Here is a 14347-nt window from a genome sequence, read left to right as displayed (position 1 = left end):
CTCAGCGCTCCTCTCGGAAGTCGACGTGCTTGCGGATGATCGGGTCGTACTTGCGCAGCACCATGCGGTCGGGATCGTTGCGCCGGTTCTTGCGGGTGACGTACGTGTAGCCGGTGCCCGCGGTGGACTTGAGCTTCACCACGGGGCGGATATCGGTGCGGGACATCTAGATTCGCACCCCGTCCCGGCGCAGCCGCGCCACGACGGCCTCGATGCCGTCCCGGTCGATCACCTTGATGCCCTTGGCGCTCACCTGGAGGCGGATGCGCCGGCCTTCGGAAGGCAGGTAGTAGGTCTTGCTCTGGATGTTGGGGTTCCACCGGCGCGAGGTGCGCCGATTCGAATGGGAAACCGTGTTGCCGAAGCCTGGCTTGCGCCCGGTGACCTGGCAGTGCGCTGACATGTCCTTCGCCCTATCGCTAATGAAAATCGTTTTCGACAAGTTGCCGGTTGCCACTGTAGCGTGACGGTCGACAGATTTGAAAATGATTGTCGATAAGGAGTGGCGATGCGGACGCCGGTGATCGTCGTGGCTGGTCAGGGACCGACCGGATACGTGACCGAGGAACTACTGAAGGCGCCGGGCACGGTGCTCGTGGAGCACCAGTTCGACGGACACGTCGTGCGCCGTCGTACCGTCACCGCGCCGCACGGCATCGTCACCGCAACCGAGGCGGCGCTCGAACTGGCCCACGGCTGCGTGTCCTGCACCGTCCGCAATGACCTGCTGATCTATCTGCGCCTGCTGCACCGGCGCGATGACGTCCACCGAATCGTCGTCCACCTGGAACCGTGGATGGAACCGGAGCCGATCTGCTGGGCCATCAACCATGTTCGGGTTCGGGTGGGCCCGGGGTACATCGACGGACCTGCTGCCCGTGACGTCGCGATCGCGGGCGTGGTGACGTGCATCGAAGCCGGCGACTGGCTCACCGACGCGCTGGGCGACGACGAACTGCCCGACGGCCGGACCGTCGCGCAGGTGGCGGTGGGGCAGACCGAGTTCGCCGACGTCCTCGTCGTGACCCACGCCGAACCTGTGCTGCTCGCGGTATGCCGCCGGCTGGCGCCACGCGCTCAGCTCGTCACCGGGCCCGACCTCGTCGAGGACGCGTTGCGCACGCTGTGGCCCGACGCCCGCCTGGGCCGCGCCGACGAGCCGCACGGGCCGCTGCTCGCGGGGCAACCCAGCCTGAAACCTGAAGGGCCCGTTCAGATTGTCGAGTTCAACGCGCGCCGGCCGTTCCACCCCGAACGTCTGCACGATGCCATCGACCACCTCCTGGACGGCGTGATCCGGACGCGCGGCCGGATGTGGCTGGCGAACCGGCCCGGCCATGTCATGTGGCTCGAGTCGGCCGGCGGTGGCCTGCGCGTCAGCAACGCCGGCCGGTGGATCGCCGCGATGACCGTCAGTGAAGCCGCCTACCTGGACCGCGAACGCCGCGCCCTCGCAGACCTCATGTGGGACAACGAATTCGGCGACAGGCACACCGCGATGACGATCCTCGTGTGCGGCGCCCGGCCCGACGACGTCACCGCCGCCCTGAATGACGCGTTGCTCACCGACGAGGAATTCGCGGCGCGCGACACGTGGGCCGGCTACCCGGATCCGTTCGGGGACTGGCACCAGGAACCGTGCACCCGCGACGACGTGACGGTCGTCAGCGACGGCACCGATCACGGCGCGGCGTGAGAGGTTCTGGACTCGATAGCCAAACGCCTTGGTAACGAGGCGATCACGCCGCGCGTTGGTCGAACGGCCCGGCGCGGCACGGCGTTAGTTTTCACTCGTGTTGGCGACTCTGGTTGGCAAGAATTACGGCGCGAAACTGCGGCGGCTCGCGGTGGCGGCTGTCGCTGCTCTGACGGTTCCGGCGATGGCGATCCCCGCGGTGGCCCCGCAGGCGCATGCGGCCGCGAAAGCGGTTGAGGTGCTGAACATTCCGTCGCCCGCGATGGGACGCGACATCAAGGTCCAGTTCCAGGGCGGCGGACCGCACGCGGTGTACCTGCTCGACGGGCTGCGCGCCCAGGACGACGCGAGCGGCTGGGACATCAACACCGCCGCGTTCGAGTGGTACTACCAGTCCGGCGTCTCGATGGTGATGCCGGTCGGCGGGCAGTCCAGCTTCTACAGCGACTGGTACCAGCCGGCCACCAACAACAATGGCGTCATCACCTACAAGTGGGAGACGTTCCTGACCCAGGAGCTGCCGGCCTGGCTGGCCGCCAACCGGGGTGTGCAGCCGACCGGCAACGCCGTCGTCGGTCTGTCGATGTCGGGCGGCTCGGCGCTGACGCTCGCGATCTGGCACCCGGCCCAGTTCATCTTCGCGGGCTCGCTGTCGGGCTTCCTCAATCCGTCGCAGGGCCTGTGGCCCACGCTGATCGGCTTCGCGATGAAGGACGCCGGCGGCTTCAACCCGACCCAGATGTGGGGTATCGCCAGCGACCCGGCCTGGAAGCGCAACGACCCGACCGTCAACGTCCGGCAGCTGGTGGCCAACAACACCGCCGTCTGGGTGTACTGCGGCAACGGCACGCCGTCCGACCTCGATACCCCGGGCGACCTGGGCATCCTCTACAGCGCCCAGTTCCTGGAGAACCTGACCATCAGCTCCAACCGGGACTTCCAGAAGGTGTACCAGCAGGCCGGTGGCCGCAACGCGGTCTTCAACTTCCCGACGGACGGCACCCACAGCTGGGGTTACTGGGGCCAGCAGCTGCAGGCCATGAAGCCGGACCTGCTGCGCGTGCTCGGCGTGGGTGCGCCGGTGCCGCCGCCCGCCCCGGCGCCTGCTCCGGTGCCCGCCCCGGCCGTCGCTCCCGTCGCGTTGCCGGCTCCCGCTCCCGTCGCGGCCGCGGTTCCGGCCGCGGTGCCCGCCGCCGTTCCGGCAGCAGTTCCGGCCGCGGTCCCCGCAGCGTTGCCTGCCGCTGCGCCCGCTGCGGTTCCGGCGCCGGTGGCACCCGCGCCGGCCGCCACCGGCGGACTGGTCCTCGCGCCGACGGGCTAAATCGGCAAGACTCAGGGGTCGGATTCGACACCTGAAAGGGCGGGACAGCCGTGCAGACCACGATCATCCACGGGCCGGGCGACATTCGATACGAGGACCGCCCCGATCCGCAGATTCAGTCACCGGGCGATGCGGTGGTCCGTGTGGTGCGGACCTGCGTGTGCGGTTCGGACCTCTGGCCGTACCGCGGGGTGCGCCCGACGCCTGCGCCGCACCCGATCGGACACGAGTTCATCGGGATCGTCGAAGCTGTCGGCGCCGAGGTCAGGAATGTCCGCGTCGGGGATTTCGTCATCTCGCCGTTCACCGACAGTGACGGCACCTGTGTGCACTGTCGCAACGGGATCACCACCTCGTGCGTCAACTTCGGGGTCTGGGGCGGCACCGCCAAGACCGGCGAGCCGCTCGACGGGGCCCAGGGCCAGTACGTCCGGGTGCCCTTCGCCGACGGCACTCTCGTCACGGTGCCGGAATCGCCTGACGCAGAACTGTTCCCGCACCTGCTGACCCTGGCCGACGTCATGTCCACCGGTCACCACGCCGCGCGATCCGGGAATGTGCAACCCGGTGCCACCGTGGTGGTCGTGGGCGACGGCGCCGTCGGGCTGTGCGCCGTGCTGGCCTCGAAACGCCTTGGCGCCGAGCGGATCATCGCGATGTCGCGGCACGAAGACCGGCAGCGTCTGGCACGGGCGTTCGGGGCCACGGACATCGTCGCCGAACGCGGTGATGACGGGATCGCGGCCATCGAGGAACTGCTCGGTGGCGTCGGCGCCGACTCCGTACTCGAGTGCGTCGGCACCAAGGATTCGATGCACCAGGCACTCGGGGCGGTCCGCCCCGGTGGCTCTCTGGGGTTCGTCGGGGTGCCGGCCGGCGCCCCCGAATTGCCGATGCAGCAACTGTTCAGCACCAACATCCACGTCGCCGGCGGTATCGCGCCCGTCCGCCCGTACCTCGATGAACTGCTGCCCGACGTGCTGTCCGGGGCGATCGAGCCCGGTCGGGTGTTCGACCTGTCGCTGCCGCTGGCTCAGGTCGCCGACGCGTACACGGCGATGGACCAGCGCACGGCCATCAAAGTGATTCTCGAGCCCTGATCACGCCGGCCGGACCAGATGGTCCTCGCCGCCGACGTACACGGTGTCACGCAGATCGCGTCCGGTGGCGGCGACGGTGATGGCGGACGCGAACTCCTCGATGGTGGGCAGCGGCCCCCGGCTGCGGCGCGCCCCGACCGCGTCTGGATCGCGGCGCTCGTACAACCTGGCGATGATCGTGCCCTCGATCATGTCGCCCGAGACGATGGTGAATCCGATTCGGCACCGGTCGAACTCTGGGCGGAGTGCCCGCAGCGCGTCTTCGCCGGCGCGCTTGCTGGCGGCAATCGGGGCGTAGGCGTCGGGTACCGGCAGGTGCGGGTAGCAGTGGGCCTCGTGGCTCGTGACGAACACGATCTGCGCGCCGGCGGGCATGAGCGGCAGCGCCAGGTCGACGAGCCGCAGCTGCGCGTCGCGGTTCAGGCGCATCGCGTAGTCGGGTGCGGCACCGAACTCCAGGCCGCCCGACGCGTTGAGCACCAGCATGTCCAGGCGCCCGAACCGGCTGTCGATCCGGTCGATCATGGCTTTGGCCGCGGCAGCGTCGGACACGTCGGCGCCGATCGCCGAGGCCTGCCCGCCGGCGGCGCGGATGCCGTCGACGACGGTGTTGGCGCGTTTGGCCTTCTCGCGGTAGTTCACCAGGACGTGGGTGTCCGGCGCGGCGAGCTGCTGGGCCACGGCGGCTCCGATGCCGCGGGAAGCGCCGGTGACAAGAGCGATCCTGGTGTTCATGGCATCGACCGTACCTCAAGTTTAAGAAAAATAAGAGATATTTAAGGTTTCGGTAAGTTGGTGCGGCGCGGCGCGTGCGGGCTGTGCCGAGCGGGTGGCCTGACGAGGCGACATGCCGAGTTGAGGCGCGCCGAGTCCCACGCTCGGCGGAGCGAACCGTCGCTCGCGTCGGTGGTGGCGCGGTTCGCGAGTGGGACAGATAGTCCCGCTCGACTACCCTTTGGGCGTGATGTTTCCGGTGAGCCCTGTGGCGCGATACGCGGCCACGCTGATCGGACGCCTCCGTTGATCCAACACGGACTTGTGGTGCTTTTCGCCCTGTGCGCGGCCGTCTGCGCCGCCGTCGGCATCGTGGTGCGCCAGCGCGCGACCATCGATGTGCCGCCCGAACACGGCGTCAGCATCGTCATGCTGTCGACGTTGCTGAGCCGCCGGCTGTGGTGGGCCGGGACCGGCGCGGCCGTCGCGGGCTATGTCTTCCAGGCGCTGGCGTTGGCCCATGGATCCCTGTTGGTGGTGCAGCCACTGCTGGTCTCGGCATTGCTGTTCGCGCTGCCGCTGAGCGCCCGCCAGGCGCACCGCCGGGTGACGCGCGGTGAGTGGTTGTGGGCCGGATTGCTGACCATCGGGCTGGCGGGGTTCGTCGTACTGGCGCGGCCTGAACGCGACGAACACCTGGCCTCACCTGGGGTTATCGTGCTGGTCGCCGCGGTCTGTGCCGCGGTGATCATCGGCTGCGTGCTGTTGGCGCTGCGGTGCAGCGGCTGGGCTCGCGCGGTGCTGCTGGCCGTCGGCGTCGGCGTGCTGTTCGGTGTCGTCGCGGTGGTCACCAAGATCTTCATGGCGATCCTGCAACACCGGGGCTGGCTCGGGTTACTGACGACGCCGGCGCCGTATCTGCTCATCATCTTGGGCGCCGTCGCGACTGTGCTGCAGCAGTCGGCGTTCCATGCCGGCGCCCTGCAGACGTCGGTGCCGACCATGCTCGTGCTGGAGCCGGTGGTGGCCGTCGTGCTCGGCGCCCTGGTGCTCGGCGAGGGCTTCGACACGACCGGTGCCGAGGCCGTCGCGCTCGTGGTGTCCATCGGTGCCATGGCGGCGGCGACCATCGCCCTCGGGCGTGATGAGGGTGCGTACGAGACGCAGGCGGGAGCGAAGGTGGCTCCGCCCCTCGCGGCGCCGCAGGTGCCATCGACCTCCGAGCGCTGACCTGATCGGTGTGGTTTGTCCCACAGCCACACCGGGCATATCGTTAGTTTTGCTAACGTTGTATTTGGCGACGCTGGTGAACCAATTGATGAGGTTGTTATGTCGAACGAAGAAACCGTATTTACCGACGAGCTGACGCAGCGCATCGCTGACCTCTGCGCTGCCGACCCCCAACTTGCCGCCGCGCGCCCCCTCGCCGGGGTCGGCGCAGCCCTCGAAGAGCCCGGCATCCGGCTCCCCGAAATCATCCACACCGTCATGGCCGCCTACGCCGACCGGCCTGCGCTGGGACAGCGCGCCGTCGAGTACGTGGTCGAGAACGGCCGCACTGTCGCCCGGCTGCTGCCGCGCTACGACACCATCACCTACGGCGAGGTCTGGCAGCAGATCCAGGCCGTCGACAACGCCCTGCTCAGCGGGCCCGACGCCGTCGCTCCCGGCGACCGCGTCGCCATGCTCGGCTTCACGAGCGCCGAGTTCACGATCATCGACACCGCCCTGGCGCGGGCCGGCGTCGTCGCCGTCCCGCTGCAGACCAGCGCGCCCGCCGAGCAGCTGTGCCCCATTCTTGACGAGACCGAACCCCGCGCGCTGTTCGCCGATGTGAAGTTCCTCGACGACGCCGTCGAGCTGGTTCTGGGCGCCGGCGCCGCACTGACGCGGATGGTCGTGTTCGACCACCAAGCCGCGGTCGACGACGAGCGCGAGGCCATCGAACGGGCGGCCGCGCGACTGGCCGAGCGCGGTGTCGTCGTCGAGACTCTCGCGGACCTGGTCGCGCGCGGCGCCGCGCTGCCAGCCGTCGAACCGGTGGTTTCCGCGGACGCGGACCCGCTGCTGGTGCTGATCTACACCTCCGGCAGCACCGGTACCCCCAAGGGCGCCATGTACCCCGAGCGCCTCGTCACCAACGCGTGGCGGACCGGCCTCACGCACCAGCAGCCCGCACTGCCGTCGATCGTCCTGAGCTTCCTGCCGATGAGCCACATGATGGGCCGCGGCACCGTCTACCGCACGCTGGCCCACGGCGGCACCGTGTACTTCGCCGCCAAGAGCGACCTGTCCACCCTGCTGGAGGACATCGCACTGGTCCGGCCGACGCAGATGACCTTCGTGCCCCGGGTGTGGGAGATGATCCACCAGGAGGTGCAGAGCGAGGTCGACCGCCGGGCCCTGGACGGCGTCCCCGAGCAGCAGGTGCTCGACGAGCGCAGCCGCAGCCTGATCGGCGGCCGGCAGCTGGTCGCGATGACGGGGTCGGCGCCGATCTCGCCGGAGCTCAAGGCCTGGGTGCAGAAGTTCCTCGGGCTCGAGTTGCTGGAGGCCTACGGCTCGACCGAGGCCGGTGGCGTCATGGTCAGCGGCCACCTGAGCCGTCCCCCGGTGCTCGACTACAAGCTGGTCGACGTACCCGAACTCGGCTACCTGTCGACCGACCGCCCGCACCCGCGTGGCGAATTGCTCTTGAAGTCAACGGATTTGATCCCGGGCTACTACAAGCGGCCCGACGTCACCGCCGATGTGTTCGACGCGGACGGCTTCTACCGCACCGGTGACATCGTCGCCGAGCTCGGACCTGATCATCTGCAGTACCTCGATCGCCGCAACAACGTGCTGAAGCTGGCGCAGGGCGAGTTCGTGACGGTGTCCAAGCTGGAAGCCGCCTTCGGTACCAGTCCGCTGATCCGCCAGATCTACGTGTACGGCAACAGTTCTCGCTCCTATCTCCTGGCTGTGATCGTGCCTACCGCGGAGGCGTTGAGCGACGCAGGCGGTCCGGAAGCCTTGCGTCCCGCACTGGCCGACGCGTTGCAGACGGTGGCCCGCGAGGCCGGGCTGCAGTCGTACGAGGTGCCCCGCGACTTCATCATCGAGACCGAACCGTTCTCGCTGGAGAACGGACTGCTGACCGGTGTGCGCAAGCTGGCCTGGCCCAAGCTGAAGGCCCGGTACGGTACCGAGCTCGAGCAGCTGTACAGCGAACTGGCCGAAGGACAGGCCGCTGAGCTGCGCGCGCTGCGTTCCCTGCGCGCGTCCGACGCACCCGTGCTCGAAACCGTGCTGCGCGCTGTCGGCGCCACGCTGGGTGCGGCCGGCTCGGACCTGACGGGTGACGCGCACTTCACCGACCTGGGCGGAGACTCGTTGTCGGCGTTGACTTTCGGCAATCTGCTCGAGGAAATCTTCGAGGTCGAGGTGCCGGTCGGCGTCATCGTCAGCCCGGCCACCGACCTGGCCGGCGTGGCCGCCTACATCGAAGGCGAGCGCGCGCCGGGTAGCAAGCGGCCGACGTTCTCCACGGTGCACGGCAAGAACGCCACCGAGGCGCGGGCCGCGGACCTGACGCTGGACAAGTTCATCGATGCCGAGACGTTGGCCGCGGCGCCGTCGCTGCCGGGGCCGGCCGCCGAGGTGCGGACCGTATTGCTCACTGGCGCAACCGGATTCCTGGGTCGCTATCTGGCTCTGGAGTGGCTCGAGCGCATGGACCTGGTCGACGGCAAGGTGATCGCCCTGGTCCGAGGCAAGTCCGACGCCGACGCCCGGGCCCGTCTCGACGCGACGTTCGACTCGGGGGATCCGAAGCTGCTGGCGCACTACCAGGCACTGGCCGCCGATCACCTCGAAGTCATCGCCGGTGACAAGGGCGAGGCCAATCTCGGTCTTTCGCAGGAGGTTTGGCAGCGTCTGGCCGACGAGGTCGACGTCATCGTCGACCCGGCCGCACTGGTGAACCACGTGCTGCCGTACAGCGAACTGTTCGGACCCAATGCGCTGGGCACCGCTGAGCTGATCCGCATCGCCCTGACCACGCGGATCAAGCCGTTCGCCTACGTCTCGACCATCGCGGTCGGCGGCGGCGTGGCGCCGGGGCAGTTCGTGGAAGACGCCGACGTGCGCGTGATGAGCGCCGTGCGGTCGGTCGACGACAGCTACGCCAACGGCTACGGCAACAGCAAGTGGGCCGGTGAGGTGCTGCTGCGTGAGGCGAATGATCTTTGCGGACTGCCGGTTTCGGTGTTCCGTTGCGACATGATCCTGGCCGACACGACGTACGCGGGCCAGCTCAACCTGCCCGACATGTTCACCCGCATGATGTTCTCGCTGGTGGCCAGCGGCATCGCGCCGTACTCGTTCTACGAGCTCGGAGCCGACGGCAAGCGGCAGCGCGCCCACTACGACGGGCTGCCCGTCGAGTTCGTCGCCGAATCCATCTCGACCCTGGCCGTGCAGGTCGCGGCCGGCGAGTCCGACTCGACGTTCGAGACGTACCACGTCATGAACCCGTACGACGACGGCATCGGCATGGACGAGTTCGTCGACTGGCTGATCGAAGCCGGGTATCCTGTTGCCCGCGTTGATGATTACGCCGACTGGCTCGGCCGGTTCGAGACGGCACTGCGCGGCCTGCCGGACCGGCAGCGCCAGGCGTCACTGCTGCCGCTGCTGCACAACTACCAGCAGCCGAGCTACCCGGTGCCGGGGTCCATCGCCCCGGTCGAGCGGTTCCGCGCCGCAGTGCAGAACGCGAAAATCGGTGCGGACAAAGATATTCCGCACATCGGTGCGCCGGTGATCGTCAAGTACATCACCGATCTGCAGCTGCTCGGCCTGCTCTGACCCAGGGATTTGTGCACGATTTTCCGCGATGGCCGCGGAAAATCGTGCACAAATCACAGGGAACTGGCAGGAAATCGCCGGAACAACGGCGGCCGCGCCAGCGTCATTCAATTAGTGGGGATGCAACGGGGCCTACCCCATTCGAGATTTCGATTTTTCGTGAGGTTTTTTCATGTCGATTGACCATGCCGAGAGCACTGCCGACGGGCTCGCCCGCCGGATCGCCGAATTGTCCGCCAATGATCCGCAGTTCGCCGCGGCCGTGCCATTGCAGTCGGTCGCCGAGTCGGTCGAAAAGCCCGGCATGCGACTGCACGAGATCGTGAAGACCGTCATCGAGGGCTACGCCGACCGGACCGCCCTCGGGCAGCGCGCCGTCGAGTTCGTCACCGAGAACGGCCGCACCGTGGCCCGGCTGCTGCCGAAGTACGACACCATCACATACGCCGAACTGTGGGACCGCATCCGCGCCGTCGCCGCCGCCCTGCATGCTGACGGTGTGAAGGCCGGCGACCGCGTCTCCATCCTCGGCTTCACCAGCACCGACTACACCGTCATCGACACCGCGCTCGGGCAGATCGGCGCCGTCTCGGTGCCGCTGCAGACCAGCTCCGCGGCGTCGTCGCTACTGCCGATCGTCGCCGAGACCGAACCGGTGCTGATCGCCGCCAGCGCGGACTACGTCGCCGACGCCGTCGAACTCGCGGTCGGTGGCCCCGCACCCGCCCGGTTCCTGGTCTTCGACCACCACCCGGAGGTCGACGACGAGCGTGATGCCATCGACCAGGCGCGCGACGCGCTGTCCGGCCTGAACGTCACGGTCGAGACCTTCGGCGACGTGCTGAGCCGCGGCCGCGAACTGCCGGACGCCCCGACCCCGGTCTCCGAAGAGGCCGACCCACTGGCCCTGCTGATCTACACGTCCGGCTCGACGGGTGCGCCCAAGGGTGCGATGTACCCCGAGAGCAACATGACGAGCTTCTGGCGGCGGGCCAGCACGGCGTGGTTCGGACCCAGCGAGGCGTCGATCAACCTGGCGTTCATGCCGATGAGCCACGTCATGGGCCGCGGCATCCTGTACTCCAGCCTGGCCAACGGCGGCATCGTCTACTTCGCCGCCAAGAGCGACTTGTCCACTCTGCTGGAGGATTTCGCGCTGGCGCGGCCCACCGAGCTGAACCTGGTGCCCCGCGTCTGGGAGATGCTGTACCTGGAATTCCAGAGCCGCGTCGACAAGCTGGTGCCCGCCGGTGCCGGTGAGGCCGAGCGCGACGACATCGAGCAGCAGGTGATGGCCGACATGCGGCAGAACCTGCTCGGTGGCCGCTACATCAAGGCGATGACCGGGTCGGCGCCCATCACCGACGAGCTCAAGACGTGGGTCGAGAAGTTCCTCGGCATCCACCTGCTGGAGGGCTACGGCTCCACCGAGGCCGGCATGGTCTTCTTCGACGGCGTCATCCAGCGTCCGCCGACCCTGGACTACAAGCTGGTCGACGTGCCCGACCTGGGCTACTACCTGACCGACCAGCCCTACCCCCGCGGTGAGCTGCTGGTGAAGACGCAGTACCTGTTCCCGGGTTACTACAAGCGGCCCGAGGTCACCGCGAGCGTCTTCGACGAGGACGGTTTCTACCGCACCGGCGACGTCGTGGCCGAGATCGGCCCCGACCAGATCCAGTACGTCGACCGCCGCAACAACGTGCTGAAGCTGGCGCAGGGCGAGTTCGTCACGCTGGCCAAGCTGGAGGCGGCGTTCAGCAACAACAGCCCGCTGGTCCGGCAGATCTACGTCTACGGCAACAGCGCGCAGCCGTACCTGCTGGCTGTCGTGGTTCCGACCGAAGATGCCTTGGCCCGTTGGGATTCCGCCGAACTGAAGCAGCGGATCAGTGACTCGCTGCAGGAGGTCGCCAAGGCCGCCGAGTTGCAGTCCTACGAGATCCCCCGCGACTTCATCATCGAGACCGAACCGTTCTCGCTGGAGAACGGCCTGCTGACCGGCATCCGCAAGCTGGCCTGGCCGAAGCTCAAGGCGCACTACGGCCCGGCGCTGGAAGACCTGTACGTGAGTCTTGCTGCCGGACAGGCCGATGAGCTCCGTGAGCTGCGGCAGCACGGCGCTGAGGGCCCGGCCCTGCCGACCGTCATCCGTGCGGCGAGCGCGCTGCTCGGCGCATCCGGCGAGGTATCGGCGGATGCCCACTTCACCGATCTCGGCGGAGACTCGTTGTCCGCGTTGACTTTCGGCAACCTGCTCGAGGAGATCTTTGGCGTCGAGGTCCAGGTCGGCATCATCGTCAGCCCCGCCAACGACCTGGCAGCGCTGGCCGCCTACATCGAGAGCGAGCGCAGCGGTGGCGCCAAGCGTCCCAGCTTCAGCTCGGTGCACGGCAAGAACGCCGTCGAGGTGCGGGCCGCGGACCTGACGCTGGACAAGTTCATCGACGCGGCGACGTTGGCCGCCGCACCGTCGCTGCCGGGGCCGGCTGCCGAGGTTCGGACCGTATTGCTCACCGGCGCAACCGGATTCCTGGGTCGCTACCTGGCTCTGGAATGGCTCGAGCGCATGGACCTGGTCGACGGCAAGGTGATCGCCCTGGTGCGCGCCAAGTCCGACGAAGAGGCCCGGGCCCGTCTCGATGCGACGTTCGACTCGGGGGATCCGAAGCTGCTGGCGCACTACCAGGCACTGGCCGCCGATCACCTCGAAGTCATCGCCGGTGACAAGGGCGACGAGAATCTCGGCCTGTCACAGGAGGTTTGGCAGCGTCTGGCCGACGAGGTCGACGTCATTGTCGACCCGGCCGCGCTGGTGAACCACGTGCTGCCCTACAGCGAGCTGTTCGGACCCAACGCGCTGGGCACTGCCGAGCTGATCCGGATCGCGCTGACCACCCGGCAGAAGCCGTACATCTATGTGTCGACGATCGGCGTCGGTGACCAGCTGGCGCCGGGCACGTTCACCGAAGAGGCCGACGTGCGCGTGATGAGCCCGGTGCGTGCCGTGCACGACGGTTACGCCAACGGCTACGGCAACAGCAAGTGGGCCGGTGAGGTGCTGCTGCGCGAGGCGAATGATCTTTGCGGACTGCCGGTTTCGGTGTTCCGCTGCGACATGATCCTCGCGGACACGTCGTACGCGGGACAGCTCAACCTGCCCGACATGTTCACCCGCATGATGTTCTCGCTGGTGGCCACCGGCATCGCGCCGTACTCGTTCTACGAGCGGGACGCCGAGGGCAAGCGGCAGGCCGCGCACTACGACGGGCTGCCCGTCGAGTTCATCGCCGAGGCCATCGACACGCTCGGTGTGCGGCCCGCGGGCGAGTTCGTCACCTACCACGTGATGAACCCGCACTCGGACGGCCTGGGCATGGACGAGTTCGTCGACTGGCTGATCGAGGCCGGGTATTCCATTGCCCGCGTTGATGATTACGCCGAATGGCTGGCCCGGTTCGAGACCACCCTGCGGGCCCTGCCGGACCGGCAGCGCCAGGCGTCACTGCTGCCGCTGCTGCACAACTACCAGAAGCCCGAGCACCCGCACAACGGGTCCATCGCCCCGGTGGTGGTGTTCCGTGAGGCCGTGCAAGAGGCAAAGCTGGGCCCGGACAAGGACATCCCGCATGTCACCGCGCCGGTGATCGTCAAGTACATCACCGATCTGCAGCTGCTCGGCCTGCTCTGACCCAGGGATTTGTGCACGATTTTCCGCGGTTGCCGCGGAAAATCGTGCACAAATTTTCAGGCGGCGTGCCTGGACAGCAGGGCATTCCGTATTTCGGCGAGCACTCGGTCGGGATATTCAGTCAGGTCGAGCCACGTGAACCGCAAGATCTGGTAACCGAGCAGCGAGATGGTGTTCTGCCGCTTTCGGTCGTTCTCGAAGTCGTCAGCACTGCTGTGGTAGGCCCAGCCGTCGACTTCGATGGCGAGTTTTGCTGCCGGAAACACGATGTCGACTTTGTATCCGGCGACCGGCCAGTTGGTCTTCCACCCAGTTATCTTGTTGCGGCGCAAGAGTTTTACGAGTAGGCGTTCAGCCTGCGACCGGGCCCCGTCTTCGGCGGCCAGCAACAGAATCCGAGCCGCAGGCGATCCGTGTCGTCCTTTGTTGCGCAGGTGCGCATCCCAGAGTTTCTTCAGCTCGACATGGCGCTGCAACGCGGTGTCCATGAGTCTGGCGCCACCTCCGCGTCGCGTCGCGGCTTCGATGACGGTCAGTGGGAGTGCGGTGACTCGTAGTCCGCCGCGTTCGACGATGTCCTGTGGCAGCAAGTCGCGGCGACGTACTCGGATGCCGTCGCGCTTGCGGTGATTGCTGACCTTCGGCACGGTGACTTCCACCGTCTCGGGCGCGTAGTGAGTGATACCCAGCCACCACGCGGCGGCCAGTCCGGTGGCGGTGGCGGCTGGGCCGTAGGACCACACTGCACTGCGGACGCGGGCCGCATCGCTGAATGCGCGGTCGTCGACGAAGAAGACTCCGGGGGCGCATCGAAGCCAGTGGCCGGAGCGGACTCGGCGGCTGATGGCGTCATCGCTGATCCCCGCGGTCAGGGCTTGGGCGCGGGTGATTACGCCATCGTGGCGGCGAAGGAAGTCGTCAAGCACACAGATTCGGACGTATGCGGCGGCGCCGCGGTTCCATCAACGGGGATT

General features: G+C 67.8%; 10 protein-coding genes. 6 read left to right on the top strand and 4 right to left on the bottom strand.

All coding sequences use genetic code 11. The annotated features are described in order from the left end of the window. Nucleotide 1 precedes the first annotated feature (1 nt). Together rpmG and rpmB are read right to left on the bottom strand one after the other, a co-directional pair. Nucleotides 2–166 carry a 50S ribosomal protein L33 gene (rpmG, locus tag BR47_RS0108310; RefSeq protein WP_020099644.1) on the bottom strand — a complete coding sequence of 55 codons (165 nt, stop codon included), beginning with the start codon at nucleotides 164–166 and terminating at the stop codon, nucleotides 2–4. Next, the gene (gene rpmB, locus BR47_RS0108305) at nucleotides 167–403 is read right to left on the bottom strand and encodes a 50S ribosomal protein L28 (protein WP_029119200.1); all 237 of its coding nucleotides are present in this window, start codon (nucleotides 401–403) and stop codon (nucleotides 167–169) included. 105 nt (nucleotides 404–508) lie between these two features. Between rpmB and mrf the strand changes: the two genes are divergently transcribed. From mrf to BR47_RS0108290, 3 genes are all read left to right on the top strand, one after another. Then, the gene (mrf, locus tag BR47_RS0108300) at nucleotides 509–1696 is read left to right on the top strand and encodes a ribosome hibernation factor-recruiting GTPase MRF (RefSeq protein ID WP_020099642.1); all 1188 of its coding nucleotides are present in this window, start codon (nucleotides 509–511) and stop codon (nucleotides 1694–1696) included. A 184-nt stretch (nucleotides 1697–1880) separates the two neighbouring features. Continuing rightward, nucleotides 1881–3017 carry an esterase family protein gene (locus BR47_RS0108295; RefSeq protein WP_231506680.1) on the top strand — a complete coding sequence of 379 codons (1137 nt, stop codon included), beginning with the start codon at nucleotides 1881–1883 and terminating at the stop codon, nucleotides 3015–3017. A 50-nt stretch (nucleotides 3018–3067) separates the two neighbouring features. Beyond that, a complete protein-coding gene (locus BR47_RS0108290) occupies nucleotides 3068–4117 on the top strand; it encodes a zinc-dependent alcohol dehydrogenase family protein (protein ID WP_029119198.1) in 1050 nt (349 codons plus the stop codon). Here the strand turns inward: BR47_RS0108290 and BR47_RS0108285 are convergent, their stop codons facing one another. Beyond that, nucleotides 4118–4852 (bottom strand): SDR family oxidoreductase, encoded by a 735-nt coding sequence (locus tag BR47_RS0108285; protein WP_029119197.1) that lies wholly within the window; start codon nucleotides 4850–4852, stop codon nucleotides 4118–4120. A gap of 285 nt (nucleotides 4853–5137) precedes the next feature. Between BR47_RS0108285 and BR47_RS0108280 the strand changes: the two genes are divergently transcribed. The 3 genes from BR47_RS0108280 (at nucleotide 5138) to car (BR47_RS0108270) (ending at nucleotide 13373) form a co-directional block, all read left to right on the top strand. Beyond that, nucleotides 5138–6061 carry a DMT family transporter gene (locus BR47_RS0108280; RefSeq protein ID WP_196809982.1) on the top strand — a complete coding sequence of 308 codons (924 nt, stop codon included), beginning with the start codon at nucleotides 5138–5140 and terminating at the stop codon, nucleotides 6059–6061. Nucleotides 6062–6160: 99 nt separating this feature from the next. Next, on the top strand, nucleotides 6161–9682 hold the full coding sequence (gene car / locus BR47_RS0108275; RefSeq protein ID WP_029119196.1) for a carboxylic acid reductase: 3522 nt from the start codon (nucleotides 6161–6163) through the stop codon (nucleotides 9680–9682). A gap of 172 nt (nucleotides 9683–9854) precedes the next feature. Next, on the top strand, nucleotides 9855–13373 hold the full coding sequence (gene car, locus BR47_RS0108270) for a carboxylic acid reductase (RefSeq protein WP_029119195.1): 3519 nt from the start codon (nucleotides 9855–9857) through the stop codon (nucleotides 13371–13373). Between the two features lie 56 nt (nucleotides 13374–13429). Here the strand turns inward: car (BR47_RS0108270) and BR47_RS0108265 are convergent, their stop codons facing one another. Next, the gene (locus tag BR47_RS0108265) at nucleotides 13430–14299 is read right to left on the bottom strand and encodes a type IV toxin-antitoxin system AbiEi family antitoxin domain-containing protein (RefSeq protein ID WP_029119194.1); all 870 of its coding nucleotides are present in this window, start codon (nucleotides 14297–14299) and stop codon (nucleotides 13430–13432) included. Nucleotides 14300–14347: the final 48 nt, after the last annotated feature.

The organism is Mycobacterium sp. UNC410CL29Cvi84 (assembly GCF_000686745.1).
Taxonomy (GTDB): Bacteria; Actinomycetota; Actinomycetes; order Mycobacteriales; family Mycobacteriaceae; genus Mycobacterium; species Mycobacterium mucogenicum_B.
This window is presented reverse-complemented; position numbering and strand designations above follow the sequence as displayed.

What these genes read in the sequence shown, in the direction of transcription:
- rpmG (WP_020099644.1), bottom strand. Translation starts at nt 166, where the DNA reads ATGTCCCGCACCGATATCCGCCCCGTGGTGAAGCTCAAGTCCACCGCG.
- rpmB (WP_029119200.1), bottom strand. Translation starts at nt 403, where the DNA reads ATGTCAGCGCACTGCCAGGTCACCGGGCGCAAGCCAGGCTTCGGCAAC.
- mrf (WP_020099642.1), top strand. Translation starts at nt 509, where the DNA reads ATGCGGACGCCGGTGATCGTCGTGGCTGGTCAGGGACCGACCGGATAC.
- BR47_RS0108295 (WP_231506680.1), top strand. Translation starts at nt 1,881, where the DNA reads ATGGCGATCCCCGCGGTGGCCCCGCAGGCGCATGCGGCCGCGAAAGCG.
- BR47_RS0108285 (WP_029119197.1), bottom strand. Translation starts at nt 4,852, where the DNA reads ATGAACACCAGGATCGCTCTTGTCACCGGCGCTTCCCGCGGCATCGGA.
- car (WP_029119196.1), top strand. Translation starts at nt 6,161, where the DNA reads ATGTCGAACGAAGAAACCGTATTTACCGACGAGCTGACGCAGCGCATC.
- car (WP_029119195.1), top strand. Translation starts at nt 9,855, where the DNA reads ATGTCGATTGACCATGCCGAGAGCACTGCCGACGGGCTCGCCCGCCGG.